Source organism: Pseudomonas sp. Leaf15 (assembly GCF_001421425.1).
Lineage (GTDB): Bacteria > Pseudomonadota > Gammaproteobacteria > Pseudomonadales > Pseudomonadaceae > Aquipseudomonas > Aquipseudomonas salomonii.
The window spans coordinates 1-26,394 of record NZ_LMKI01000002.1; the positions used below are offsets into that span (position 1 = coordinate 1).

At 60.6% G+C, this 26,394-nt stretch carries 25 protein-coding genes; 17 read left to right on the forward strand and 8 right to left on the reverse strand.

All coding sequences use genetic code 11. The features are described 5' to 3' along the window. Positions 1 to 210: 210 nt before the first annotated feature. Entirely contained in the window at positions 211 to 963 is a 753-nt protein-coding gene (locus ASE80_RS03265) for a DUF2059 domain-containing protein (RefSeq protein WP_056857651.1), read from the reverse strand. 131 nt (positions 964 to 1,094) lie between these two features. Here ASE80_RS03265 and ASE80_RS03270 point away from each other — a divergent pair, with 131 nt between their 5' ends. Beyond that, positions 1,095 to 1,727 (forward strand): 2OG-Fe(II) oxygenase, encoded by a 633-nt coding sequence (locus tag ASE80_RS03270; protein WP_056857652.1) that lies wholly within the window; start codon positions 1,095 to 1,097, stop codon positions 1,725 to 1,727. 2 nt (positions 1,728 to 1,729) lie between these two features. Then, on the forward strand, positions 1,730 to 2,212 hold the full coding sequence (locus tag ASE80_RS03275) for a DUF523 domain-containing protein (RefSeq protein ID WP_056857653.1): 483 nt from the start codon (positions 1,730 to 1,732) through the stop codon (positions 2,210 to 2,212). Between the two features lie 101 nt (positions 2,213 to 2,313). On the opposite strand, the gene ASE80_RS03280 is transcribed toward ASE80_RS03275, so the two are convergent. After that, on the reverse strand, positions 2,314 to 2,787 hold the full coding sequence (locus ASE80_RS03280; protein ID WP_056857654.1) for a transporter substrate-binding domain-containing protein: 474 nt from the start codon (positions 2,785 to 2,787) through the stop codon (positions 2,314 to 2,316). A gap of 133 nt (positions 2,788 to 2,920) precedes the next feature. On the opposite strand from ASE80_RS03280, the gene ASE80_RS03285 reads away from it, so the two are divergent. Further along, entirely contained in the window at positions 2,921 to 3,361 is a 441-nt protein-coding gene (locus ASE80_RS03285) for a DUF4399 domain-containing protein (protein WP_017139512.1), read from the forward strand. Positions 3,362 to 3,424: 63 nt separating this feature from the next. Here ASE80_RS03285 and serA read toward each other — a convergent pair whose 3' ends face one another. Next, on the reverse strand, positions 3,425 to 4,654 hold the full coding sequence (gene serA / locus ASE80_RS03290) for a phosphoglycerate dehydrogenase (protein WP_010167810.1): 1,230 nt from the start codon (positions 4,652 to 4,654) through the stop codon (positions 3,425 to 3,427). A 226-nt stretch (positions 4,655 to 4,880) separates the two neighbouring features. On the opposite strand from serA, the gene ASE80_RS03295 reads away from it, so the two are divergent. From ASE80_RS03295 to ASE80_RS03310, 4 genes are all read left to right on the forward strand, one after another. After that, entirely contained in the window at positions 4,881 to 6,275 is a 1,395-nt protein-coding gene (locus ASE80_RS03295; RefSeq protein WP_017139510.1) for an FAD-binding oxidoreductase, read from the forward strand. A gap of 21 nt (positions 6,276 to 6,296) precedes the next feature. After that, positions 6,297 to 6,962, forward strand: a complete 666-nt coding sequence (locus ASE80_RS03300) for a fumarylacetoacetate hydrolase family protein (protein ID WP_017139509.1) — start codon at positions 6,297 to 6,299, stop codon at positions 6,960 to 6,962. Between the two features lie 234 nt (positions 6,963 to 7,196). Then, entirely contained in the window at positions 7,197 to 8,120 is a 924-nt protein-coding gene (locus ASE80_RS03305) for an SdiA-regulated domain-containing protein (protein WP_056857655.1), read from the forward strand. 120 nt (positions 8,121 to 8,240) lie between these two features. Next, positions 8,241 to 9,149, forward strand: a complete 909-nt coding sequence (locus tag ASE80_RS03310) for an SdiA-regulated domain-containing protein (RefSeq protein WP_056857656.1) — start codon at positions 8,241 to 8,243, stop codon at positions 9,147 to 9,149. Here ASE80_RS03310 and ASE80_RS03315 read toward each other — a convergent pair whose 3' ends face one another. Further along, positions 9,150 to 11,096 carry an autotransporter domain-containing protein gene (locus ASE80_RS03315; RefSeq protein ID WP_056857768.1) on the reverse strand — a complete coding sequence of 649 codons (1,947 nt, stop codon included), beginning with the start codon at positions 11,094 to 11,096 and terminating at the stop codon, positions 9,150 to 9,152. 367 nt (positions 11,097 to 11,463) lie between these two features. Further along, positions 11,464 to 12,135, reverse strand: coding sequence for a ribose-5-phosphate isomerase RpiA (gene rpiA / locus ASE80_RS03320; protein WP_005792336.1), 672 nt, complete (start codon positions 12,133 to 12,135; stop codon positions 11,464 to 11,466). 137 nt (positions 12,136 to 12,272) lie between these two features. Between rpiA and ilvA the strand changes: the two genes are divergently transcribed. Genes ilvA through ASE80_RS03340 form a run of 4 tightly spaced genes read left to right on the forward strand, consistent with a single transcriptional unit; the run spans position 12,273 to position 15,975 of the window. Further along, a complete protein-coding gene (gene ilvA, locus ASE80_RS03325; RefSeq protein ID WP_056857657.1) occupies positions 12,273 to 13,787 on the forward strand; it encodes a threonine ammonia-lyase, biosynthetic in 1,515 nt (504 codons plus the stop codon). Positions 13,788 to 13,827: 40 nt separating this feature from the next. Continuing rightward, a complete protein-coding gene (locus ASE80_RS03330) occupies positions 13,828 to 14,241 on the forward strand; it encodes a DUF2269 family protein (RefSeq protein ID WP_056857658.1) in 414 nt (137 codons plus the stop codon). Positions 14,242 to 14,245: 4 nt separating this feature from the next. After that, on the forward strand, positions 14,246 to 15,511 hold the full coding sequence (locus ASE80_RS03335; protein ID WP_056857659.1) for an SDR family oxidoreductase: 1,266 nt from the start codon (positions 14,246 to 14,248) through the stop codon (positions 15,509 to 15,511). Beyond that, positions 15,508 to 15,975: a DUF2269 family protein gene (locus ASE80_RS03340; RefSeq protein ID WP_056857660.1), complete on the forward strand. Its 468-nt coding sequence runs from the start codon at positions 15,508 to 15,510 to the stop codon at positions 15,973 to 15,975. Before ASE80_RS03335 ends, ASE80_RS03340 begins: the two co-directional genes overlap by 4 nt. A 112-nt stretch (positions 15,976 to 16,087) precedes the next feature. On the opposite strand, the gene ASE80_RS03345 is transcribed toward ASE80_RS03340, so the two are convergent. Further along, positions 16,088 to 16,744 carry an HAD family hydrolase gene (locus ASE80_RS03345; RefSeq protein WP_056857661.1) on the reverse strand — a complete coding sequence of 219 codons (657 nt, stop codon included), beginning with the start codon at positions 16,742 to 16,744 and terminating at the stop codon, positions 16,088 to 16,090. A 143-nt stretch (positions 16,745 to 16,887) separates the two neighbouring features. On the opposite strand from ASE80_RS03345, the gene ASE80_RS03350 reads away from it, so the two are divergent. Next, entirely contained in the window at positions 16,888 to 17,367 is a 480-nt protein-coding gene (locus ASE80_RS03350) for an RNA pyrophosphohydrolase (RefSeq protein ID WP_003176750.1), read from the forward strand. Positions 17,368 to 17,389: 22 nt separating this feature from the next. Continuing rightward, the gene (ptsP, locus tag ASE80_RS03355) at positions 17,390 to 19,669 is read left to right on the forward strand and encodes a phosphoenolpyruvate--protein phosphotransferase (RefSeq protein ID WP_056857662.1); all 2,280 of its coding nucleotides are present in this window, start codon (positions 17,390 to 17,392) and stop codon (positions 19,667 to 19,669) included. Positions 19,670 to 19,766: 97 nt separating this feature from the next. On the opposite strand, the gene ASE80_RS03360 is transcribed toward ptsP, so the two are convergent. Then, complete coding sequence (locus ASE80_RS03360; RefSeq protein ID WP_056857663.1) at positions 19,767 to 20,513, reverse strand: NRDE family protein; 747 nt, start codon at positions 20,511 to 20,513, stop codon at positions 19,767 to 19,769. 229 nt (positions 20,514 to 20,742) lie between these two features. Between ASE80_RS03360 and lgt the strand changes: the two genes are divergently transcribed. Then, the gene (lgt, locus tag ASE80_RS03365; protein WP_056857664.1) at positions 20,743 to 21,555 is read left to right on the forward strand and encodes a prolipoprotein diacylglyceryl transferase; all 813 of its coding nucleotides are present in this window, start codon (positions 20,743 to 20,745) and stop codon (positions 21,553 to 21,555) included. Between the two features lie 53 nt (positions 21,556 to 21,608). Continuing rightward, positions 21,609 to 22,442: a thymidylate synthase gene (locus tag ASE80_RS03370; RefSeq protein ID WP_017139496.1), complete on the forward strand. Its 834-nt coding sequence runs from the start codon at positions 21,609 to 21,611 to the stop codon at positions 22,440 to 22,442. Positions 22,443 to 22,583: 141 nt separating this feature from the next. Here the strand turns inward: ASE80_RS03370 and cadR are convergent, their stop codons facing one another. Then, entirely contained in the window at positions 22,584 to 23,033 is a 450-nt protein-coding gene (gene cadR / locus ASE80_RS03375; protein WP_053258516.1) for a Cd(II)/Pb(II)-responsive transcriptional regulator, read from the reverse strand. An 85-nt stretch (positions 23,034 to 23,118) separates the two neighbouring features. Between cadR and ASE80_RS03380 the strand changes: the two genes are divergently transcribed. After that, on the forward strand, positions 23,119 to 25,413 hold the full coding sequence (locus tag ASE80_RS03380; protein WP_056857665.1) for a heavy metal translocating P-type ATPase: 2,295 nt from the start codon (positions 23,119 to 23,121) through the stop codon (positions 25,411 to 25,413). A gap of 16 nt (positions 25,414 to 25,429) precedes the next feature. Further along, positions 25,430 to 26,293, forward strand: coding sequence for a LysR family transcriptional regulator (locus ASE80_RS03385; RefSeq protein WP_056857666.1), 864 nt, complete (start codon positions 25,430 to 25,432; stop codon positions 26,291 to 26,293). Positions 26,294 to 26,394 lie beyond the last annotated feature (101 nt).

A 26,394-nucleotide genomic window follows, 5' to 3' on the forward strand; every position in this document is an offset into this window, starting at 1 on the left:
GTTCGGCAATTTCCCGCAAGCGCATTACAGCGGAGGGCTTTGGTGGGTCAGTGACAGATGAATTGACTGACCCACCGCATTCGCGAGCAAGCCCGCTCCCACAGTTGACCGCATGCGGTTTTGAACATGAGGTCGGCTGCGGATTTGCATGCGCTGAAGAGCTGTTTTTCTGTGGGAGCCAGCTCCCACACAAGCCTGTTTCCACATTACTTATTGCGTCAGGCTGGAGGTGCTCTGGCCGACCGCCAAGCCGGCGCGAATCGCGGCCAGCGCCGCCTTGTAATACGACCGACCTTCAGGCGACTCCGCAAACGTAGCGAATTCCTCCAGCTCCGGGTCGGATAAATCTCGGTAGACGTACAGCAGCGTGTTGTTCAGGTCATTGCCGATCTGCTGCATCAGCCGCTCACGTTGGCCGTTCAACATGCCTTGCGCCTGACCGCCGCCCAACAGGCCGGGAATCATCTGGCTCAAGCTGTCGGCCGCCACGCCGGCAATCGCCAGGCTGACTTCCGCACCGGCTTCACGGGCCGGCAGCGCCTGGGCCAGGTGGCCGATGATCAGGCTACGGGTGGCGTCGGCTTCAATGTGCGGCAGGCCCTTGGCATTTTTCGCCAGTTGGTCGCGGCGTGTGGCCAGCAGTTCGGCGGCGACGATTTTGCGGCCCAATGGCGACTGGAAAAACGCCAGGGCCGGTTTCGGGTCCATCAGGTTTTTGCGCAATTGCGCCTCGGCCCGCTGATCCATGGCCTGGGCGGCGAAGCGTTTATTGCTGTTGTCCACCAGCGCCTGGTACACCGCCGGCGGCAGGCTATTGCGGTAGCGTTGCTGGGCGGCACTGAGGGCGTCATTGAAATGCGCACGTTGTTCGGCCCAGCCGGCGACCTTGTACAACTGGTCGTGGCCGTCTGCCCAAGCGGGCAAAACGCAGAACATCAGCAAGGAAAAAAACAAACGACGCATAGGGACTCCTGTCAGTCGGCCACTATTGTCCGTGTCGGGCGTAGGATTTGTCGAGAAATCCTATCAGTCACCTGACTAAAGTGTGTTCAGACGCTCGGCGGCTCTGTCGGATTCATAGGCGTATGGATACTATGCGCGCCATGCAAATATCCCTCGAACACCCGCTGCTGCAACGCATCGTCGACGACCTGGCCGAAAAAGGTTGGTCGCAGCAGAACGGCTTCCTGCCCCAGGCTCTGACCCTGGAGTTGGCGGCTGAGTGCCGTAAACGTGCGGCTGAGGGTGAATTGGCTCCGGCGGCTGTAGGACGCGGACCCGCGCAGGAGATACGCGAGGGCATTCGGGGTGACCATATCCAGTGGCTGGAGGAGGGCGACGCTGCCGTATGCGAGACCTACATGAGCGTGATGGACAACCTGCGCCTGGCCATGAACCGCAGCCTGTTCCTGGGCCTGGAAGATTTCGAAAGCCACTTCGCGATGTACCCGCCAGGGGCGTTTTACCTCAAGCACCTGGACCGTTTTCGCGACGATGACCGGCGCATGGTCTCGGCGGTGGTCTATTTGAATGACGCCTGGTTGCCTGAGCATGGCGGCCAGTTGCGCATGTACCTCAAGGGCGGCGTGGAATACGATGTGGTGCCCACCGGCGGTAGCCTGGTGGTGTTCCTGTCGGGGGAGGTGCCCCACGAAGTCCTGCCCGCCACGCGTGAACGCCTGTCCCTGACCGGCTGGTTTCGCCGACGCGGTAACGAGCCGTTTTAAACATGGAAAAGATTCTGATCAGCCGCTGCCTGCTCGGGCACAAGGTGCGCTACGACGGTGGCGCCAGCGGCCCCTTCGATCAATTGGCGGCCTGGCAGGCCGAAGGCCGGGTGGTTGCGATCTGCCCGGAAGTGTCAGGCGGTTTACCGACCCCGCGGCCTCCCGCTGAGATCCCCGGCGGGCAGGGTATAGATGTGTGGGAAGGGCGTGCGCAAGTGCTGACGGCCGAGGGCGAAGACTTCAGCGCCGCTTTCCTCGACGGCGCCCGCCAGGCGCTGGCGTTGGCGCAGCGGCATAACATCCGCATCGCGATTCTCAAGGCCAATAGCCCGTCCTGCGGCAACCTGCTGACCTATGACGGCACCTTCAGCGGTGTAAAGGTCAGCGGCGAAGGCGTGACGGCGGCGCTGCTCAAGCGCCATGGCGTGCGGGTGTTCAGTGAGCTGGAGTTGCCTGAGGCGGCAATTGCCCTGGCACAACTTTGAGGTTCAACCCAGATCAAATGTGGGAGCTGGCTTGCCTGCGATAGCGGTGTCGACTGGCATGCCGCCATCGCAGGCAAGCCAGCTCCCACATCGACTGTGTTTCACTCAGGTGCAAACCACTTCTGCGTCAGCGCCTTCAAGCGGCCATCGGCCTTCACCCGCTGCAATGCATTGTCCAGGCTGCTTTTGAAGGCCGGGTTGCCCTTTTGGAATGGAATGGCCAGCTCAGGTGTTTGCTTATAGGCCTGACTGAAATCGAACCGATCCTGCAGCGCGGCAGTCATAGCGATATGGTTGATGGCCACGTCGAACTTGCCGCTTTCGACGCCCGGCAACAGGTCGGCGTCATCGACGGTGATGAACGAGGGGCGAACCTCCATTTCCTTGGCTAATTGTTCACCCAGCTCCACTTCAAAACCGGTTAGCTTGTCACCGTCCTTGAAGTTGTAAGGCGGGGTGTTGGCCTCCAGGGCAATGCGCAGTTCGCCGCGATCAAACACGTCATCGATCAGTTCGGCGTGAGCCAGTGGGCTCAACAGGGGCAGTAAAAGTACAAGGCCAGGCACAAAGCGCATGGTCGCTCCTAAAGAATTTGTGCGTGCGAGGCGCCATTGAGCATCGCTTGCTATGGTGTTGAGTGCCTTGGACAGCAATTTGTCGCGAAGTTGTCATAACCCTACAGATTTCACCGTAAAACTGGAGAAGCGAATGAAAGCCCTTTTGTCCCGTGCAACCCTGGCCAGCCTCTTGCTGGGTGCTTCGATGTTGGCTACAGCTGCCGACGGTATCCCGCGCAGCGCGCCACCGGAAGGCGCCAAAGTCTTTATCGTGTCGCCCAAAGACGGCGCCACTGTCGATAAAACCTTCACTGTGAAGTTCGGCATGGAAGGCCTGAAACTGGCGCCAGCGACCAGCCAGGACCCAGGCACCGGCCACCACCACCTGCTGATCGACCAGAAAGAGCTGCCGGACGCCAGCGTGCCGATCCCGGCCACCGACACCGTGATCCACTACGGCAAGGCCCAGACCGAAACCGAGCTGACCCTCACCCCAGGCAAGCACACCTTGCAACTGGTAGCCGGCGACAAACTGCACATGCAGTTCAACCCGACTGTAGCCTCCAAAGTCATCACGGTTAACGTCAAGTAAGATTTGTTCAGACAAAAAAAGGGAGCCCCGAAAGGCTCCCTTTTTTGTGCAGCGTTCAAAGCGTTAGAACAACACGCGGCTACGAATAGTGCCGTTGATGTGCTGCAGCTTCTCTTGCGCCAGGTCCGAGTACTCGGCGTCGACGTCGATCACCACGTAGCCAACCTTCTCGTTGGTCTGCAGGAACTGACCGGAGATGTTGATGCCGTTTTCCGCGAAGACCTTGTTGATCTCCATCATCACCCCAGGAATGTTCTGGTGGATGTGCAGCAGACGGTGCTTGCCAGGGTGAGCCGGCAGCGCCACTTCGGGGAAGTTGACCGAAGACACCGAGGTACCGTTGTCGCTGTACTTGACCAGCTTTTCCGATACTTCCAGGCCGATGTTGGCTTGGGCTTCAGCGGTGGAGCCGCCGATGTGCGGCGTCAGGATCACGTTGTCCAGGCCACGCAGCGGGCTTTCGAAGATGTCGTCGTTAGAGCGTGGCTCTACCGGGAACACGTCGATAGCGGCGCCGATCAGGTGCTTGTCCTTGATCGCGTCGGCCAGGGCGTCCAACTCAACCACAGTGCCGCGTGCCGCGTTGATCAGGATGCCGCCCTTTTTGATGGCGCGGATTTCCTTCTCGCCGATCATCCACTGGGTCTCAGCGGTTTCCGGTACGTGCAGGGTCACGATGTCGGACATGCCCAGCAGCTCGGTCAGGCTCGACACTTGCGTGGCGTTGCCCAATGGCAGCTTGGTCAGGGTGTCGTAGAAGAACACCTGCATCCCTAAGCCTTCAGCCAGCACCGACAGCTGCGTGCCGATCGAACCGTAACCGACGATACCCAGCTTTTTGCCACGGATTTCGAAGGAGTTCGCCGCGCTTTTGATCCAGCCGCCACGGTGGCAGGAAGCGTTTTTCTCAGGAATGCCGCGCAGCAACAGGATCGCCTCGGCCAATACCAGCTCCGCAACGGAACGGGTGTTGGAGTACGGTGCGTTGAACACCGCAATGCCGCGCTCGCGCGCAGCGTTTAGGTCGACCTGGTTGGTGCCGATGCAGAAACAGCCGACGGCCACGAGTTTCTTGGCGTGGTCGAAGATCTCTTCGGTCAGCTGAGTGCGGGAGCGAATGCCGATAAAGTGCGCGTCGGCGATCTTTTCCTTTAACTGGGCTTCCGGCAGAGAACTGGTGATGTACTCAATGCTGGAGTACCCAGCGGCTTTCAGTACGTCGACAGCCGATGGGTGGACGCCTTCCAGAAGAAGGAACTTGATCTTGCTCTTATCGAGAGAAGTCTTGCTCATCTGCGTAAACCTGTATCCCGGAGAAAAATGGCAGGGAATCGAGCAGTTAGTGCCTTGAATCAGTGCACAAGAGCTGACCCGGACGGCAGGAAAGCCGTCACCGCAGAAACGCCCTTGGGCTCTGTCCTGCGGGGGCGGTATGCTAGCATACGTGCCCCGCTAAACACCCATTCCTGCGACGTGAAGCGTTCTCAGGATGACCATGAATTGTTCGAGAGTTCCGTCGATGACCCATCCTGCCCTGATTGATGAGCTAAAGACCCTGGTTGAGCCCGGCAAAGTGCTGACCGATGCAGACTCCCTGGAGGCTTACGGCAAGGATTGGACCAAGCACTTCGCCCCTGCGCCGACCGCTATCGTGTTCCCCAAGACCATCGAGCAGGTGCAGGCCATCGTCCGTTGGGCCAATGAACACAAGGTGGCGCTGGTGCCATCGGGCGGGCGTACCGGCCTGTCGGCCGCTGCGGTGGCGGCCAATGGTGAAGTGGTCGTCTCGTTCGACTACATGAACCAGATCCTCGACGTGAACCTCACCGACCGCACCGCCGTGTGCCAGCCGGGCGTGGTCACCAAGCAACTGCAGAACGTCGCCGAAGAAAAAGGCCTGTACTACCCGGTGGACTTCGCTTCGTCGGGTTCGAGCCAGATTGGCGGCAACATCGGCACCAATGCCGGCGGGATCAAGGTGATTCGCTACGGCATGACCCGCAACTGGGTGGCCGGCATGAAAGTGGTCACCGGCAAGGGTGACGTGCTGGAACTGAACCGCGACCTGATCAAGAACGCCACCGGCTACGACATGCGCCAGCTGTTTATAGGCGCCGAAGGTACGTTGGGCTTTGTGGTCGAAGCCACCATGCGCCTTGACCGTGCGCCGAAAAACCTCACCGCCATGGTGCTCGGCACCACCGATTTCGACTCGATCATGCCGGTATTGCACGCGTTCCAGAGCAAACTGGACCTGACTGCCTTTGAATTCTTCTCCGACAAAGCCCTGGCCAAGGTCATGGGCCGTGGCGACGTGCCGGCGCCGTTTGAAACCGAGTGCCCGTTCTACGCGCTGCTGGAATTCGAAGCCACCACCGAAGAAGTCGCCAACCACGCCCTGGAAACCTTCGAGCACTGCGTAGAGCAGGGCTGGGTGCTGGACGGCGTGATGAGCCAGAGCGAAACCCAGCTGCACAACCTGTGGAAACTGCGCGAGTACATCTCCGAGACCATTTCCCACTGGACGCCGTACAAGAACGACATTTCGGTCACTGTCTCGAAAGTGCCAGCGTTCTTGAAAGAAATTGATGCGATCGTCGGCGAACACTATCCGGACTTCGAAATCGTCTGGTTCGGCCACATCGGTGACGGCAACCTGCACCTGAACATCCTCAAGCCGGAAAACCTGAGCAAGGACGAGTTCTTCGCCAAGTGCGCCACCGTCAACAAGTGGGTGTTCGAGACCGTCCAGAAGTACAACGGCTCGATCTCCGCCGAACACGGCGTGGGCATGACCAAGCGCGATTACCTGACTTACAGCCGTTCCCCGGTTGAAATCGAATACATGAAAGCAGTGAAAGCGGTGTTCGACCCGAACGGGATCATGAACCCTGGCAAGATCTTCGCTGTTTAACCGCCCTGAAGGAGTCGTTTCATGAGCTACCAGCACAAGTATGTCGACGGCACCAACATCCACTTTCCCCTGGGCAAAGTGGTGTGCATCGGGCGTAACTACGCCGAACACGCCAAGGAACTGGACAACCCGGTGCCGACCGAGCCGTTGCTGTTCATCAAGCCGGGCAGTTGCGTGGTTGCGCTGGAAGGCGGTTTCGCCATTCCGACCGAACGCGGTTCGGTGCACTACGAAGCGGAAATCGCGGTGCTGATCGGCAAACCGTTGTCGACCAAGCCCAGCCGTGAAGAAGTGCTGGACGCCATTTCCGGCTTTGCCCCGGCGCTGGATTTGACCCTGCGCGACAAGCAGGCGGAGCTGAAAGCCAAGGGTTTGCCGTGGGAAATTGCCAAGTCCTTCGATGGCGCCGCCGTGATTGCCCCCTTTGTGGTCAGCAGCACCTTTGCCGACGTGACCGATATCGGCATTCGCCTGACCATCAATGGCGAAGTGCGCCAGGACGGCAACAGCTCGCAGATGCTCAACCCGATTGTCCCGATGATCCAGCACATGGCCGGCTGCTTCTCGCTGCAGGCGGGTGATGTGATCCTCACTGGCACCCCGGCGGGTGTAGGTCCGTTGAATGTGGGCGATGAGTTGGTGCTGGAATTGGGTGGCGGTAGCCGCTTCGAAAGCGTCGTTCGCTAACAGATCGTTCCCACGCTCTGCGTGGGAATGCAGCCCTGGACGCTCTGCGTCTGCTCTTGAGGTCGTGACGCGGCGCGTCACGAGAGGCATTCCCACGCGGAGCGTGGGAACGATCATTTGACAGCTGTGGTTTTGCATTTTTTTCACACGCCATCCGGATAATCCCAGTCTCCTGCGCGCGGGCTTGTTGATCCTGTGCTATCACCTAAAGCTGACTCTGCGGAAAAGCGCTCAATGGCCGTGTCCCTGCCTACCCTCACTTCCAAGCCCCGTTCGCGTTTTGCCCTGCGTTGGTATTCCTGGCTGTTTCTGGTCGGGGCCATTGTTTACGGCATTGCCTGGGCGATGCACTGGGACGACCGTGGGGTGCTGTGGCTCGCTGAGCGCTTCGAAACCCCGGCCGAACGCCAGGCCAGCGTCTGGCTGCCGGATTACCATGCGGTGATCGATGGCAAATTGCTGCCGGGCATGGAAAAGGATGAGGCTTCGGACCTGTCCTACAACCCGCAGACCAAAACCCTGTTTTCCGTGATGGGCAAAAACCCTTTCCTGGTTGAGCTGAACCTGCAAGGCGACGTGCTGCGCAAGATGCCGCTCAACGGCTGGAGCAACCCGGAAGGCGTGACAGTGATGGAAAACGGCCTGATGGCCATTGTCGACGAGCGCATGCACACCCTGAGCGTGGTGAACGTCGACGCCAGCACTCAGCAACTGAACTATGCCGACTTCAAGCACTATGACCTGGGCCCCTCCAAGGACCAGAACAAGGCATTTGAAGGCGTGACCTGGGATAAGCGCAACCAGCAGATCGTGCTCGGCGAAGAGCGCCCACCGGCGCTGTTCACCTGGAAAAGCGATGGCGCCACGCTGACCGGCGATAAGCAGAAGATCGCCAGCACCGAGCTGGACATGCGCAACCTCTCGGCCCTGGCCGTCGACCCGCGCACCGGGCATTTGCTGGTGTTGTCGGCCGATTCCCACCTGCTGCTTGAGCTGGACGAGCACGGCGAGCAAGTCAGCTTCATGACCCTGCTCGGCGGCTTCAATGGCCTGAAAAACACCATCCCGCGTGCCGAAGGCGTGACCATGGACGAAGCCGGCACCTTGTACATGGTCAGTGAGCCGAACCTGTTCTATCGTTTCGAGAAGCAGAAATAGCCGACGATTACGTCGGATACTTCGCTATCAGCGGCATTCGCCAGACAGTCGACTGCGTTTAAGTTTAAATTCAGACGGGCGTGATACTTATTCGCCACTTTTTGACTTTGAGCTTGCCTGATGCGTCGACTCGCCCGCCCCAAACCCGCGTTTTTTATCCTGTTGCTGCTCGCCCTGGTGATTGCCGGGGCGGTCGCGCAGAACTTTCGCTTGTTCGAGCGGGCCTGGTTCAACCTTCAAAACTGGCGTCATCCTGCCGATGAGCGCTCCATTGGCTTGAATGATTACCGGGTCAGCCTGGAAGCCAAGGTCATCGAAGGGCTCGACGATGATGTCTCGGCCCTCACGTACGACCCGATACGCAAAAGCCTGTTTACGGTGACCAACAAAAACGCCGAGCTGATCGAGCTGTCGCTGGATGGCAGGATCCTGCGGCGGATCCCGTTGGTGGGCTTTGGCGATGCCGAGGCGGTTGAGTTCATCAGTGACAACATTTATGTGATCAGCGATGAAGCCCAGCAGCGGCTGATCAAGGTGCACGTGAATGACGACACCCAATTTCTCGACGCCGCCGATGCGGAGCAGATGACCCTGGGCGTACACCTTGGCGGCAATAAGGGTTTCGAGGGGCTGGCTTACGACTCGGTGGGCAAGCGCCTGTTCGTGGCCAAGGAGCGCGACCCGATGCTGATTTACGAGGTGCACGGGTTTCCCCATTTCAAACCGGAAAAAACCTACTCGGTGCATGTGATCAACAACCCCAAGCGCGATGCCGGGTTGTTTGTGCGTGATCTGTCGAGCCTGCAATACGACGAGCGCAGCGGGCATTTGCTGGCGCTGTCGGATGAGTCGTTCCTGGTGTTGGAGCTGGACATCGATGGTCGCCCGTTAAGCAGTCTTTCCCTGCTCAACGGGCGCCATGGCCTGAAAAAACGTGTGCCTCAGGCTGAGGGGATCGCCATGGATGACGAGGGCTCGCTGTACCTGGTCAGCGAGCCGAACCTGTTTTACGTGTTCAAAAAGCCCTGATCAAAACATCCATTGCACGCCCAGGGAGTAGCCGGTCTGGCTGCCCTCGGCATGCCCAAGGCGGCTGTTGACCTCGGCGTAAACACCCAACTGCGGGGTAATCGCCAACTGGCTGCCGACTTGTGCGCGGCCGAAGCTCTTGTCCACGGAACCCAGCTTGGCGGTGCGTGCCTGGCCATCGGCGCTGGCAGTCAATTGCAGGTCATCGAGGCGCCCGTCAGCCAGTTCCTTGACCCAGGCGACGTCGCCGTAAGGCAGCAGGCTCAAGCCATAGGGCAGCGCGACGGCACCGCGCACGCGCCAGCCGAGGCTGGCTTCCAGGGAATCGAAAGACTGTTCTTCGTACTCCAGTGCCGTGCGCAGGTTCTGTTTCTCGTGGAACTTGTCGATGCGCGAATGGCTGTAATCCAGCCCGGCGAACGGCCCGCTCTTGATCGCGCCGAAGTCGAAGTCATAACCGCCGAGTACGCGCGCGCCCAGGGACAGCGCGTCGGTATTGCCGCTCAGTTGCTGATTGAGCAGCACCGGACCGCCATTGGCCTGGATCAGCAGGTTGCGCTTGGCCTCAAAGCGCGTATGGCCGACGCTCAAGTCGCCCGCCAACCAGCTTGGCCCGCCATCGTTGAGCAAGGCATAGACCGCGGCCTGCCAGGTGTCGCTGTCGAGTTTGCCGCGTTGCTCGAGCTTGTCACGACCATTGAGGTAGCTGAGGCTGGCGCCGATGTTCAGGCTTGAGGTGAGCTGATAGTCGCCCAAGGCGTGCACGCCCAGGCGTCGGGCATCGCGGTTGAGCGGGCTGTCGAAGCCGCTGTCCGGGGTGTATTCGCCGTCCATGCCGATTTCGCCGTCGAAGCTTCCGACCTCACGGCTGGCCGCTTGCAAGGTCAACCAACGGCGATCATGCAGGCGCACCATGGCCTGATGCTGGCGTTGCAGGTTGTCCTGCATGTTGCGCGCAACGGCGCCACCCGAGGCGGTCGAGGCCAGCAGGTCGGCGTTGGTCAGCTCCAACACCAGGCGGCTAAGCAGGCGCGAATAGTCGCGCAGGCGCTGGTCGATGCGTGCCTGGCCGAAGGCATTGGTCAGCACGGTTTTGTTGTCTTCTGCCGGGTCGTGCCAGGTGGAGCCGCCGGGGATTTTCGGGTTGTTGGTCTGGGTGTAGCCGTCCAGATCGCCCAGCTCCCAGTTGGTGGCTTCGATGTACAAAATCGGGATCTTCAGCGGTTCGAACGGCTCGCCATCACTGCAGCAGCCCGTGCCCTTGGGGTATTGCGGGTCCAGGCCGGGGTTGGTGAACAACGGGATGTTCAATTCCCTGGCGATCTGGAAGGTGTGTTCGCGCAGCGATGCCAGCGCGGGGTTGGCGGTGCTGTTCTGGCCGGCGTGGGCGTACATCATGTCGCCGGTGATCAGGCTGTCGAGGTTGATCATCGCCAGCATGTTCGCGCGCTGGCTGGCGCTGAGTGAATCGACAAAGGCCTTGGAGCCGCGCAGGCCTTCTTCTTCGGCGCCGAAGGCGACCACTTGCAGGCCGTTTTCCAGCTGCAAACCGCCAAGGTTCTTCGCCACTTCGGTCAGCACGCTGGCGCCGGAGCCGTTGTCGTCCAGGCCTTGTAAGGTCGGGCGGCCGAAGTAGGTGTCAAAGTGCGCGCCGATCACCACGTATTGCGGTTTAGTGCCGGCAGCATAGGCCACCACGTTTTGCGAGGCCCGGGTGCCGTTGTTCCAGGTGAAGTTCTGGCGACTGAGGTTGTAGGCCGAACCCATCTGGCTTTGCATCCAATCCGCCGCGCCGGCGAAATTGGCCGTGCCGCGATACCGGCCGGGGTAATCGTTGATCAGCTTTTCCAGGGTGGTATTGGCGTGCTGGCCGTAATCATAGGCCTGGGTTTGCGCCGACAGCAGGCTGCCGACCACGCTGATCGCGAGGGCTAGGGGCTTTATCACAAGGTCTTCCTTGAGGTGATTGAGGTTTTCCAGCCCAGACCCTTTGCACAATGCGCGCCTCATTCCCTGGGCGAGCGCGAAGTGGCGCATTGTTAAACGCGTGGGTCGCCTGACTGTAATTTGTAACGGATTTGATACCAATAAAGGCGTGGGATGCCGTGACGTGGCGCACGGTTTTGGCGAGGGGTGCTGCGAAAAGTAGCGGTTTTGTTACATTGAGTCCGAGTCGAGCACAAATCAAAATGTGGGAGCGGGCTTGCTCGCGAATGCGGTGTGTCAGCCAACTGATCTGGCACTGATACACCGCATTCGCGAGCAAGCCCGCTCCCACACAAGCCCTGTCTTCACAGGAAATTAGCGCTGAGCTTTAGGCTTTAAGGGTTTTCACGCCTTCAGAAGTGCCCAACAGCAACACATCCGCCGGGCGCGCCGCGAACAGGCCATTGGTCACCACGCCAACGATCGCATTGATCTGCGTCTCCAGCTCCACCGGGTTGGTGATCTGCATGTTGAACACATCAATGATGATATTGCCGTTGTCGGTCAACACGCCTTCGCGGTACACCGGGTCGCCGCCCAGTTTCACCAGCTCGCGGGCCACGTGGCTGCGGGCCATCGGGATCACTTCCACCGGCAGCGGGAAGGCGCCGAGCACCGGCACCAGCTTGCTGGCGTCGGCGATGCAGATAAAGGTCTTGGCCACGGCCGCAACAATCTTCTCGCGGGTCAGGGCTGCGCCGCCGCCCTTGATCAGGTTCAGGTGCTCATCGCTTTCATCGGCGCCGTCGACGTAGAACTCCAGGTCGCTCACGGTATTGAGCTCGTACACTGGAATGCCATGGCCTTTGAGGCGCGCGGCGGTGGCTTCGGAGCTGGCCACGGCGCCGTCGAATGCGCCCTTGTGCTGGGCCAGCGCGTCGATAAAGCAGTTGGCGGTGGAGCCGGTGCCGACACCGACGATGCTTTTATCGTCGAGTTTAGGAAGGATTAAATCGACAGCGGCTTGGGCCACTGCCTGTTTGAGTTGATCCTGGGTCATGCGGGCTCCGGAACGGGCGGGGAGTTATCGAGGGCGGCGAGTATAACCCAACAAAACCTCGGGATTCGTGTGGTCGCCCGGCCAAAAGCCGGGTTAGACTCCTTGGCCCTGCCCAACTCGCCCAGTGATTCCCGCCGATGCTTGAACAGTACGTCAAAAAGATCCTTACCTCGCGCGTTTACGACGTTGCCGTAGAAACCCCCTTGCAGACCGCTCGCCAGCTCTCCGAGCGGCTGGGCAACAAGGTCTGGCTCAAGCGTGAAGACTTGCAGCCGGTGTTCTCGTTCAAGATTCGCGGTGCCTACAACAAACTCACGCAACTGAGTGCTGAAGAACGCGCGCGCGGTGTGGTCACCGCCTCGGCGGGCAACCACGCCCAGGGCCTGGCTCTGGCGGCCAAGGTGCTGGGGGTGAAAGCCACCATCGTGATGCCCAAGACCACCCCGGAAATCAAGGTTGAAGGCGTGCGCTCGCGTGGCGGCAAAGTGGTGCTGCACGGTGATTCCTTCCCGGAAGCCCTGGCCTACTCGCTCAAACTGGTCGACGAAAAAGGCTACGTCTACATTCACCCCTACGATGATCCGCACACCATTGCCGGGCAGGGCACCGTGGCGATGGAGATTCTGCGCCAGCACCCTGGGCCTCTGGACGCGATTTTTGTACCCGTGGGCGGCGGCGGCCTGATCGCCGGGATTGCGGCGTATGTGAAATACCTGCGCCCGGAAATCAAGATCATCGGCGTCGAGCCGGACGACTCCAACTGCCTGCAAGCCGCCATGGCCGCAGGCGAGCGCGTAGTGCTACCGACCGTCGGCATCTTTGCCGACGGTGTGGCGGTAGCGCAGATCGGCCAGCACACCTTTGATATCTGCAAAGACTATGTAGACGAAGTGATCACCGTCAGCACCGACGAAATCTGCGCGGCCATCAAGGACATCTACGACGACACCCGCTCCATCACCGAGCCTGCGGGCGCGCTGGGCGTAGCGGGTATCAAGAAATACGTGGAAACCCGTGGTGTGACCGGGCAGACCCTGGTGGCCATCGACTCCGGCGCCAACGTCAACTTCGACCGCCTGCGCCATGTGGCCGAGCGCGCCGAGTTGGGTGAAGGCCGCGAAGCCATCATCGCCGTGACCATCCCCGAGCAGCCGGGCAGCTTCAAGGCGTTCTGCGAGGCCGTGGGCAAGCGCCAGATCACCGAATTCAACTACCGCTACCACTCCGGCCGCGAGGCGCACATTTTCGTGGGTGTGCAGACTCATCCGGAAAACGACCCGCGCAGCGCGTTGATCGCCAGCCTCACCAGTCAGGGTTTCCCGGTGCTGGACCTGACCGAAAACGAGCTGGCCAAGTTGCACATTCGCCATATGGTGGGCGGGCATGCGGCCAAAGTCAGTGACGAGCTGGTGTTTCGCTTCGAATTCCCCGAGCGTCCCGGCGCACTGTTCAACTTTCTTAACAAATTAGGCGGGCGCTGGAACATCTCGATGTTCCACTATCGCAACCACGGCGCGGCTGACGGCCGTGTGGTTGCAGGCCTGCAAGTGCCGGCGGACGAGCGCCACCTGGTGCCGGCCGCGTTGGCTGAAATCGGCTACCCGTATTGGGATGAGAGCGAAAACCCGGCTTACCAGCTGTTCCTCGGTTGAGCGACTACGCTGACTGGGCGGCCTTTAAGGAATCAAGACCATGGAAACGCTGACCACCCTCAAGGTTATTCACATCACCGCCACCGTGTTGCTGTTGCTCAGCGGCCTCGGGCTGGCGGTACTGGCCTGGCGCAAACGCAGCGCCGGCCCGACGGTTACCGTGCAGCGCCCCTGGGCGTTCGTGTGGTTGCTGATGGGGGTTTGCGTGGTCAGCATGCCGTTCACTGGCTGGTGGCTGGTGCATCTGCTCGGCTGGCCGCTGGGGCAAACCTGGATTTTGGGTTCCAGCATTCTCTACACCGTGGCCGCACTGGCGTGGTTCTGGCTGGTGGCGCGGCTTAATCGCCTGCGTAAGGGCGAGGGCGGTAGTCTGAATTTCACCCTGGTGCTGGCGGTGGTCAGCCTGGTGGGGTTTGTGGCGATTGCCGGGTTGATGGGTGCCAAGCCGGTTTAACGGGATGAATATTCTGCTTGTCGGCGCCACCGGCTTTGTCGGTGGCCACTTGCTGCGCGCCCTGCAGCAGGCTGGGCACAGTGTGATCGCGACGTGTCGCAAGCCTGTCAGTCAGGGCTGGCCAGGGGTGCAATGGCAGGCGCTGGATTTGGGCCGGTTGGCTGCCGACCCAGGTTGCTGGGTGTTTCCTGAGTCGGTCGATTTAGTCATCAATGCGGCGGGGTTGCTGAGCGTGGATGCGGCCGAGCTGAGCCGCGTCCAGGATCAGGGCGCCCGCGCGCTGTTTGATCTGGCCGCCCGTCACGGTGTGCGAGTGTTGCAGATCTCTGCCCTCGGCGCCTCAGCGCAATCGGATGTGCCATTTCTGGCCAGCAAAGGCGCTGCTGACGACTATCTGCTGAGCCTTGGCGTACCCGCCGTGGTGCTGCGGCCTTCGCTGGTGGTGGGCGAGGGGGGCGCCAGCAGCGCCTGGTTGGCGGGGCTGTCGCCCTGGCCGCTGATTCCATTGCTGGACCTCAACGCTCAACTGCAGCCGGTGCATATCGACGACCTGGTCGGCGCGGTGCTGGCCGTGTTGCGCCAGTGGCCTGCCGAATCATTGGTACTGCCGGTGGTGGGGCCCGCGCCGATGCGGCTCGCTCAAGTCATTGATCACCTGCGCGTCGCTCAAGGCTGGCGCGCAGGCCGATACCTGCAAGCGCCATTGCTGGGTTTGGGCGGCTGGCTGGGTGATCGCCTGGGCTGGCGCGCCTTGAACTCACAAAGCATTGCCCTGGCTCAGCGGGATAACGTCGCCGACCCCGAGGTGCTGGCGTCGGTCTGCGGCTACACCGCCGCGCCGTTAGCCTCACGCCTGCAAGGCTGGCCCACGGCGGCCCAAAGCAGCCAGCGCACCATTCGCCCGCTGATGCTGGCGGTATTGGTGCTGATCTGGCTGGGTACGGCGGCGGTCTGCGTTGGGCCGGGTTACGCCTGGGGTCTACGCATCATGGCCGAGGCCGGTGTGCAGGGCACTTGGGCGACAGTGGCCGTGATCGCCGGGGCGGTGTGTGATGGCCTGCTGGGCCTGGGGTTGTTGGTTGCGCGCTGGCGCAGGTCGGCGCTGATCCTGCAATTACTGTTGATGGGCGGCTATACCGTGATTATCAGCATAGTCCTGCCCCATTACTGGTTTGATCCTTACGCGGCAGTCGCCAAAAATCTGGTACTCATGGTGGCGGCCCTTTGGCTCCTCTGGACTGAACCTTTTTCGACCGAGCCCCGCCGATGAACGCTTACCTGCTGTTGAAAACCCTGCATATCCTGTCCTCGACCATCCTGTTTGGCCTGGGTGCGGGCTCGGCGTATTACGCCTTGCGCGCCTGGCGCAGCGGCAAGGTGGAAGTGATCGCGGTCACCTTCAAACACTTGGTGTTCGCGGATTGGGCATTTACCACGACCACGGCGGTTTTTCAGCCGTTGAGTGGCATCGGCTTGATGTACTTGGCGGGCTGGTCGATGCAGCAGAGCTGGTTGCAGTGGACGTTCGCGTTGTATGTGCTGGCGGGTGTCTGCTGGCTGCCGGTGGTGTGGCTGCAGATTCGTGTGCACAAGATGGCGGAGCAGGCGCTGCGCGATGGCACGGCGATGCCGATCAAGGCCGCGACCTATATGCGCTGGTGGTTTGGCCTGGGCTGGCCGGCGTTTCTGGCGTTTCTGGTGATTTTCTATTTGATGGTGGCCAAGCCGATGTAGGGCTTGGTACCGAGGTGACTTCATCGCAGGCAAGCCAGCTCCCACATTTGACCGAGTTCCAACATGAGAATGTGGTCAACATGTGGGAGCTGGCTTGCCTGCGATGGCGTCATCAGCCGCGCAGGGTAATCACCGGCCAGCCACGCTTCTCGGCTTCAGCGCGCAAATTCGGGTCCGGATCCACCGCCACCGCATGCGTCACCTGTTCCAGCAACGGCAAATCATTCATCGAATCGCTATAGAAGTAGCTGTCTTCCAGGCTGTACCCGGTCTCTTCCAGCCAACGATTCAAGCGCGTCACTTTGCCTTCGCGGAAGCACGGGATATCCGTGCTGCGCCCGGTATACCGGCCATTTTCCATCTCGCACTCGGTGGCGATCAGGGTTTCAACCCCCAGCAACTCGGCAATCGGCGCGGTCACGAAGCGGTTGGTGGCGGTGATGATTACCAGTTTGTCACCGGCAGCGCGGTGCTTGGCCAGCAGCTCGGCGGCGAGCGGCAGCATCAGTGGGGTGATGCAGTCGCGCATGAAGTCGCGGTGCCATTCGTCCAGTTGGGCCATCTCGGTGCGGCCGAGGATTTCCAGGCTGAAGTTCAGGTAGGCGGCGTTGTCGAGTTTGCCGGCCAGGTAATCCTGGTAGAACTCGTCGTTGCGGGCTTTGTAGGCCACCGGGTCAAGAATCCCCCGCTCACACAGGTAATCGCCCCACGCGTGATCGCTGTCACCGCCGAGAAGCGTGTTGTCCAAGTCGAATAAAGCCAGGCGCATTGCAGTTACTCGCTGAAAAGTCTGTAAAAAGGCGTCCAGAATACGGTCTTTTCACAAGAGTGCACATAAGGTAAGAAGCCTCGTTGCCGCTGGAACAACCTTTGTGGAACAATGCGGCGACATGCGTTTGCGAGGTTGTTGCCGTGATCGACCCCGATGGTTTCCGTCCTAATGTCGGGATTATTCTTACGAATGATGCCGGACAGGTGCTATGGGCTCGCCGAATCAACCAAGATGCCTGGCAGTTTCCTCAAGGTGGAATCAACCCCGACGAAACCCCTGAAGACGCCTTGTACCGTGAGTTGAATGAAGAAGTCGGCCTTGAGCGCGAAGATGTGCAAATTCTGGCCTGTACCCGTGGCTGGTTGCGCTATCGTTTGCCGCAACGCCTGGTGCGTACCCACAGCCAACCGCTGTGCATCGGCCAGAAGCAGAAATGGTTTCTTTTGCGCCTGATCTCCAACGAGCAGCGGGTGCGGATGGATTTGACCGGTAAACCGGAGTTCGATGGCTGGCGTTGGGTCAGCTATTGGTACCCGTTGGGCCAGGTGGTGACATTCAAGCGCGAGGTTTATCGTCGCGCTCTCAAAGAGCTTGCCCCGCGCCTTTTAGCGCGCGACTGACGACGGAGTTCGACCCCGAGCCATGCTCAATACGCTGCGCAAGATCGTCCAGGAAGTTAACTCCGCCAAGGATCTCAAGGCGGCGTTGGGGATTATTGTGTTGCGCGTCAAGGAAGCCATGGGCAGCCAGGTCTGCTCGGTTTACCTGCTGGACCCAGAGACCAATCGTTTTGTGCTGATGGCCACCGAGGGCTTGAACAAGCGCTCCATCGGCAAGGTCAGCATGGCGCCCAATGAAGGTCTGGTTGGCCTGGTGGGGACGCGTGAAGAACCCCTGAACCTTGAAAACGCGGCCGATCACCCGCGTTATCGCTACTTTGCCGAAACCGGTGAAGAGCGCTACGCCTCGTTCCTCGGCGCGCCGATTATTCACCACCGCCGCGTTGTCGGCGTGTTGGTCATCCAGCAAAAAGAGCGTCGCCAGTTCGACGAAGGTGAAGAAGCCTTCCTCGTGACCATGAGCGCGCAGCTTGCCGGGGTTATTGCCCACGCCGAGGCGACCGGTTCGATCCGTGGCCTGGGCCGTCAGGGCAAGGGCATCCAGGAAGCCAAGTTTGTCGGCGTGCCAGGTTCGCCGGGCGCTGCGGTCGGTACGGCGGTGGTCATGCTGCCACCTGCCGACCTCGATGTGGTGCCGGACAAGACGGTCCACGACATCGACGCCGAAATCAAACTGTTCAAGACCGCCCTGGAAGGCGTGCGCGCCGACATGCGCAACCTGTCGACCAAGCTGGCCACGCAACTGCGCCCCGAAGAGCGCGCGCTGTTCGACGTGTACCAGATGATGCTCGACGACGCGTCCCTGGGCAACGAAGTCAAAACCGTGATCAAGACCGGCCAGTGGGCACAGGGCGCGCTGCGCCAGGTGGTCACCGATCACGTCAACCGTTTCGAACTGATGGACGACGCCTACCTGCGTGAGCGCGCCTCGGATGTGCGCGACCTCGGCCGCCGTCTGCTGGCCTACCTGCAGGAAGACCGCACCACCAACCTGGTCTACCCCGACAACACCATCCTGATCAGCGAAGAACTGACCGCCACCATGCTCGGTGAAGTGCCGGAAGGCAAACTGGTGGGTTTGGTGTCGGTACTGGGTTCGGGTAACTCCCACGTCGCGATCCTGGCTCGGGCCATGGGTATTCCGACGGTGATGGGCCTGGTGGACCTGCCGTATTCCAAGGTCGACGGCATCGACATGATCGTCGACGGCCATCGTGGTGAAGTCTTTACCAACCCCAGCGAGCTGCTGCGCAAGCAATACGCCGAGGTGGTGGAAGAAGAGAAACAACTGGCGCTGGGCCTCGACTCGCTGCGCGAGCTGCCGTGCGTAACCCTCGATGGCCACCGCGTGCCGCTGCTGGTCAACACCGGCTTGCTGGCCGATGTGGCCCGGGCGCAACAGCGCGGCGCTGAAGGCGTGGGGCTGTACCGCACCGAAGTGCCGTTCATGATCAACCAACGGTTCCCGAGCGAGAAGGAGCAGCTGGCGATTTATCGCGAGCAATTGTCCGCCTTCCACCCGTTGCCGGTGACGATGCGCAGCCTGGACATCGGCGGCGACAAGTCACTGTCGTATTTCCCGATCAAGGAAGACAACCCCTTCCTTGGCTGGCGCGGTATTCGTGTAACCCTCGACCATCCTGAAATTTTCCTCGTCCAGACCCGCGCCATGCTCAAGGCCAGCGAAGGTCTGAACAACCTGCGCATCCTGCTGCCGATGATCTCCGGCACGCACGAGCTGGAAGAGGCGCTGCATCTTATCCACCGCGCCTGGGGCGAAGTACGCGACGAAGGCGCCGACGTACCGATGCCGCCGATTGGCGTGATGATCGAAATTCCGGCGGCGGTGTACCAGGCCAAAGAACTGGCGCGGCAGGTGGACTTCCTGTCGGTCGGCTCCAATGACTTGACCCAGTACCTGCTGGCCGTGGACCGCAACAACCCACGGGTGGCCGACCTCTACGATTACCTGCACCCGGCGGTGCTGCAAGCCTTGCAACATGTGGTGCGTGACGCCCATGCCGAAGGCAAGCCGGTGAGTATCTGCGGCGAAATGGCCGGCGACCCGGCGGCAGCGGTGCTGTTGATGGCGATGGGCTTTGACAGCTTGTCGATGAACGCCACCAACTTGCCGAAGGTGAAGTGGATGCTGCGCCAGGTTGAACTGAGCATGGCCAAGGACTTGCTGGCGGAGTTGATGACCATCGACAACCCGCAAGTGATCCACAGCTCACTGCAGCTGGCGCTGAAGAACCTGGGGCTGACGCGGATGATCAATCCGGCATCTGCAAAAACCCTCTAGACCGCTATCGCAGGCAAGCCAGCTCCCACATTTGACTGTGTTCACAGTTCAAAATGTGGGAGCTGGCTTGCCTGCGATGACGGCAGCCCAAGCGCCATCAAATGTTCAGTTCGACCTCTCCCAGTCGTCCACCCAGTGGCCCAAAACTACGCTCCACCATCTGCCGCGACCCATCGGCATTCACAATCAGCGCCGTACTCGCCCGCGTCCCATAACTGGGGCTGGCGATAAACACGCTGGAGAGCAGGCTTTCGGTCGCCAAGCCCACGCCAGTGTCCGGCAAGTCGGCAAACGGCGCAGTCTGCGGGTCGCTCAAAATATCCAGCAAGGCCTGCGGCTGCGGGTTCTCCAGCAGCTCACTCAACGCCGCCCTGGCCTTGAGCAATTTGGGCCATGGCGTATTCAGCCCGGCATTCGACAGCCCATAAACCCCAGCCTCCAGCCGCGTAGGCTCGGTCTCATTGGCGTTGTAATGCCACAACTCATCCCGGGTGCCTACCAGCAGGTTAAAGCCGGAATATTCAATCGAACGGCCATTAACATCGGCCAGATATTCGTCAATTGGCAGCGATCCACTGAGAAAGCGCGCCACCAACTCCCCGCGGGACTTTCGCGCAGGTGGTTGGTGCGGGTCACGAATATTGGTCAGCGCAGCAAAACGACCGTCGGTGTTTACGCCAAGCCAGGTGCCACCGGCTTCCTGGTCGCGACCGGCGTAGACGTGCGGCGCATCCGGCCACTGAGCCAGCGGCAGGCTGGGGCGGGCGTAGAACTCATCGCGGTTGGCCGCGACGATCAGCGGCTGGGCGTGGCCCGGCCGCCAGGCGAAAACAATCAGGCACATAGGCGTTCCCTTTGTGTTTTGCTCACTCTACCCATACAACGGATGGCTATCCATCGTATCGAAGTTGGGCCGAGCGCCTTCCATCCGTTAACATGCCGGGCTATTGGGCGCGTGCTGACTTTTAATTTTGAAACGGCGGCTTAATTTGAAATTGCGGCTGTAACGCAGGCTTAATCCCACACCGGCATGGTCCGGTGCGCCATGACTAATGATTTAACGAGGAGTCGCAATGCTGCCTTACCCGCAGATCAACCCGGTGGCCGTGGCCATCGGTCCGCTGCAAATCCATTGGTACGGGTTGATGTACCTGATCGGCATCGGCGGTGCCTGGCTGCTGGCTTCCCGGCGCCTGAACCGTTTTGACCCGACCTGGACCAAGGAGAAGCTCTCCGACATGGTGTTCTGGATGTCGATGGGCGTCATCGTCGGCGGACGCCTCGGGTATGTGTTGTTCTACGATCTTCCGGCCTATATCGCCAACCCGACACTGATTTTCGAGGTGTGGAAAGGCGGCATGGCGTTCCACGGCGGCTTTGTCGGCGTGATGATCGCTGCGTGGTGGTTCGGCCGCCGCAACGGCAAGTCGTTCTTCCAACTGATGGACTTCGTCGCACCGTTCGTGCCGATCGGCCTGGGTGCCGGGCGCATCGGTAACTTCATCAATGCCGAGTTGTGGGGCAAGCCGACCGACGTGCCGTGGGCCATGGTGTTTCCACCCTTCAGCGACCCGGCCCAACTGCCGCGCCATCCGTCGCAGCTCTACCAGTTCGCCCTGGAAGGTGTGGCGCTGTTCCTGATTCTTTACATCTTCTCGCGCAAGCCACGCCCAACCATGGCGGTTTCCGGCATGTTTGCGTTGTTCTACGGGATCTTCCGCTTCATCGTCGAGTTCGTCCGCGTGCCGGATGCACAGCTGGGCTACCTGGCGTGGGGTTGGCTGACCATGGGTCAGATCCTCAGCATGCCGATGATCCTGGCGGGCCTTGGCCTGCTGTGGTGGGCGTACAATCGCCCGCAAGGCATCAAGAACGCCGCGCTTTAAATTCGAATGCCGAGGCTTTTGCGAGCCTCGGCTTCTTTGATACGGGTAAAAACATGAAGCAATATCTCGAACTACTGAACGACGTCGTGACCAATGGATTGACCAAGGGCGATCGCACCGGCACCGGCACCAAAGCCGTGTTTGCTCGTCAGTATCGGCATAACTTGGCCGACGGCTTCCCGCTGCTGACCACCAAGAAGCTTCATTTCAAAAGCATCGCCAACGAATTGATCTGGATGTTGAGTGGTAATACCAACATCAAGTGGCTGAACGAAAACGGCGTGAAAATCTGGGACGAATGGGCCACCGAAGACGGCGACCTTGGCCCGGTGTACGGCGAGCAGTGGACCGCCTGGCCCACCAAGGACGGCGGCACCATCAACCAGATCGACTACATGGTCGACACGTTGAAGAACAACCCCAACAGCCGTCGCATCCTGTTCCACGGCTGGAACGTCGAATACCTGCCGGACGAAACCAAGAGCCCGCAGGAAAACGCGCGCAACGGCAAGCAAGCCCTGCCGCCGTGCCACCTGCTGTACCAGGCGTTTGTGCATGACGGCCATCTGTCGATGCAGTTGTACATCCGCAGCTCCGATGTATTCCTCGGCCTGCCGTACAACACCGCCGCGCTGGCGTTGCTGACCCATATGCTGGCCCAGCAATGCGACCTGATCCCGCACGAGATCATCGTCACCACTGGCGACACCCACGCCTATAGCAACCATATGGAACAGATCCGCACCCAGTTGGCGCGCACGCCGAAGAAGCTGCCGGAACTGGTAATCAAGCGTAAGCCGGCGTCGATTTACGACTACAAGTTCGAAGATTTCGAGATTGTGGGCTACGACGCCGATCCGAGCATCAAGGCTGACGTCGCCATCTAAAGCCTGTCTCGGTTAAAAATGTGGCAACTGGCTTATGTGGGAGCTGGCTTGCCTGCGATAGCGGAGTGTCAGGCGATACAAATGCCTCTGATCCACCGCTATCGCAGGCAAGCCAGCTCCCACAGTTGTTCTGTGTGCACCTTAATGCCCGTGGCTTCTGCCCACATGTGAAGGCTCCGCCTCGCTGGCCGCCACACTGCCGCTGACTTCCAGCCGCTGCAAAATCCCGCACTGGTCCAGATCAGGCCCACCGCCGCAGCGTTGGCGCAGGTCGAGCAATTGCACCTGCAGCGCCAACAGCCCATCGATCCGCGCTTTTACATGGTGGATATGCTCGTCGATCAACGCATTCACACTCTCGCACTGGTCCTGAGGGCTGTCGCGCAGCCCCAGCAGGCTGCGGATTTCTTCAAGTGTCATGTCCAGGCTGCGGCAGTTGCGGATAAAGATCAGCCGCTCGGTGTGCGCCTGGGTGTACACACGATAATTGGCATCGGTGCGGGCCGGGGGCGGCAGCAGGCCTTCTTTCTCGTAATAACGGATGGTTTCTACCTGACAATCGGTCAGTTTGGCCAATTCGCCGATCTTCATCGCAGCAATCTCCAAATGGTTGCTTGACCCTATAGTGGCTACAGGGTCTTTACTTGGCAACAGGCACCTCTACGGACGCGACAGAATGAGCGATTCCATCCACACCCCGAAAAAACATGATCACCCGCACGACCATGCTCATGATCATAGCCATGACCACAGCCACGACCACGGCGCCAAGCTGACGCCGGTCAAACAGCATGAGCATGGCGGTCCTGGCGATTCCTGCTGTTCCAGCAAGGCAGCGCCTGCAGTGGTTACGCTGAGCGAAGCGCCGACAGCCGGCTCGCGCCTGAGCACTTTCCGCATCGAAGCCATGGATTGCCCCACCGAACAGACGCTGATCCAGAACAAACTGGGCAAGCTCGCCGGTGTGCAGCAGCTGGAATTCAACCTGATCAATCGCATCCTCGGCGTCACCCATGACCTGCCGAGCACTGCGCCGATCATCGCGGCGATCAAATCCATCGGCATGCAGGCCGACCCTATCGAAGAGGGCACACCTGCTGCCGCGCCGCCTGCCAAGAAGCATTGGTGGCCGTTGGCGGTGTCCGGCGTAGGCGCGTTGGGCGCCGAAGTGCTGCATTTCACCGGCGTGGCGCCGACCTGGGTGATTGCCCTGGTGGCACTGGTATCGATCCTCAGCGGCGGCCTCACCACCTATAAAAAGGGCTGGATCGCCCTGAAAAACCTCAACCTGAACATCAACGCGCTGATGAGCATCGCGGTGACTGGCGCGATCCTGATCGGCCAGTGGCCGGAAGCGGCCATGGTGATGTTCCTGTTCACGGTGGCCGAGCTGATCGAAGCCAAGTCCCTGGACCGTGCGCGTAATGCCATCAGCGGCTTGATGCAAATGACGCCGGAACAGGCCACGGTGCAGCAGGCCGACGGCTCATGGCTTGAACAGGAAGTAAAAAGCATTGAATTGGGCGCCATCGTGCGGGTAAAACCCGGCGAGCGCATCGGCCTGGACGGTGAAGTCACCGCCGGCCAATCCACCATTGATCAGGCGCCGATCACCGGCGAAAGCCTGCCGATTGAAAAAACCGTGGGCGATAAGGTCTTCGCCGGCACCATCAACCAGGCCGGTTCCCTTGAGTACAAGGTCACCGCAGCCGCCAACAACTCCACCCTGGCGCGAATCATCCACGCGGTGGAACAGGCCCAGGGCGCACGGGCGCCGACCCAGCGCTTTGTCGACAGCTTCTCGAAGGTCTACACCCCGGCAGTCTTCCTGTTTGCCCTGGGTGTGGCGATTATCCCGCCGCTGTTCATGGCCGGTGTGTGGTTCGACTGGATCTACCGTGCCCTCGTATTGCTGGTGGTCGCTTGCCCTTGTGCCTTGGTGATTTCCACCCCGGTGACCATCGTCAGCGGCCTGGCGGCAGCGGCACGCAAAGGCATCCTGATCAAGGGCGGCGTGTACCTGGAAGGTGGTTACAAGCTCGACTACCTGGCCCTCGACAAGACCGGCACTATCACCCACGGCAAACCGGTGCAAACCGATTACCTGGCACTGTTCCCCAACGTCGAAGACAGCGCGCCCGCCCTGGCGGCCAGCTTGGCCGGGCGCTCCGACCACCCGGTGTCGCTGGCTATCGCCAAGGCAGCTGTGGATAAAAACCTGCCAAGCCACGTTGTGGATAACTTCGAGGCGCTGCCAGGTCGCGGTGTGCGTGGCGACATCAACGGCGAAACCTACCACCTGGGCAACCACCGTCTGGTGGAGGACCTGGGCCTGTGCTCGCCGGCGCTGGAAGAAAAGCTGTTCGCCCTGGAAAAACAAGGCAAGTCCGTGGTGCTGCTGCTCGACAAGTCCGGCCCGTTGGCGCTGTTCGCCGTGGCCGACACGGTAAAAGACAGCAGCCGCGAAGCCATCCAGCAACTGCACGAACTGGGCATCAAGACCCTGATGCTCACCGGCGACAACACCCACACCGCCCAGGCGATTGCGGCGCAGGTTGGCATCGATCAGGCCCAGGGCGACCTGCTGCCCACCGACAAACTGCAAGCGATCGAAACCCTCTACGGCCAAGGCCGCCGGGTGGGCATGGTCGGCGACGGCATCAACGACGCTCCGGCCCTGGCCCGCGCCGAAATCGGCTTTGCCATGGCTGCAGCCGGCACCGACACGGCAATCGAGACCGCCGACGTGGCGTTGATGGACGATGACCTGCGCAAGATTCCGGCATTCATTCGTCTGTCGCGGCAAACGTCGAGTATCCTCAAGCAGAACATCGCCCTGGCATTGGTGATCAAGGCGATCTTCCTGGCAGTTACTTTCCTGGGCATGGCGACCATGTGGATGGCGGTGTTCGCGGACATGGGCGTGAGCCTGCTGGTGGTGTTCAATGGTCTGCGCCTGTTGCGCAAATAGACGATGAGAGGGCGGTGTGCTGAGTGCTGAGTTAAAGGCGTTTTTTATGGTCGCCCGCCTGGGCAGCATTACCCAGGCGGCGAAAAAACTCGGCTTGAGCCAGCCCACCGTCACCACCCAGATTCGCAACCTCGAAAGCCAATACGGTGTTGAGCTGTTCTACCGCGGCGGGCGCCGCCTCACCGTCAGCGACGACGGCGCGCGCTTGCTGCCGATGGTCAAGGTGCTGTTGCAGCAGGAAGCCGATATCGAGTTTTTCCTGCGCAATACTGGCCAGGTCCAGGGCGCCTTGAGGATTGCCGCCACGGCGCCGTATTACATCCTCGATCTGGTCAAAGCCTTTCGCGAACGCCTGCCCCATGTGGACGTCTCGGTGGAAATCGGCAATTCCCAACAGGTGCTCGAAGCACTGGACGATTACCGCGTCGATGTCGCGGCCTCCTCGCAGCTGCTCGAAGACCCACGCCTGATCCGCCGCGTGCTGGGCACCGACCCGCTGGTGCTGGCGGTGCATCGCAATCATCCCCTGGCCAAGCTAGAACATGTGCCGCTGAGCGCGCTGGCCGGGCATACCTTACTGATGCGCGAAGCCGGTTCCACCACGCGGCGGTTGACTGAAGAGATGTTGCAGGGCGCCGGCGTGAGTTACGGGCCGTTGCTGGAAATCGGCAGCCGTGAGTCGATTCGCGAGGCGGTGCTGCGCAATATCGGTATCAGCATCATTGCCCGCCAGGAAGTGCCCCATGATCCGCAATTGCGGGTGCTGACCATCGAGAATGCACCGCAGATTCCCGAGTATTTGTACTGCCTCAAAGAGCGCAAAGGCGCGCGGTTGCCGGCGGCGTTTCTGGGGTTGGCGCAAGAAATGTCGCCACTCTGATCGTTCCCACGCTCCGCGTGGGAATGCCGCCCTGGACGCTCCGCGTCTGCGCTTGATCGGGTTACACCAAAATCCACCAATACCACTATCACTGCCTTTTG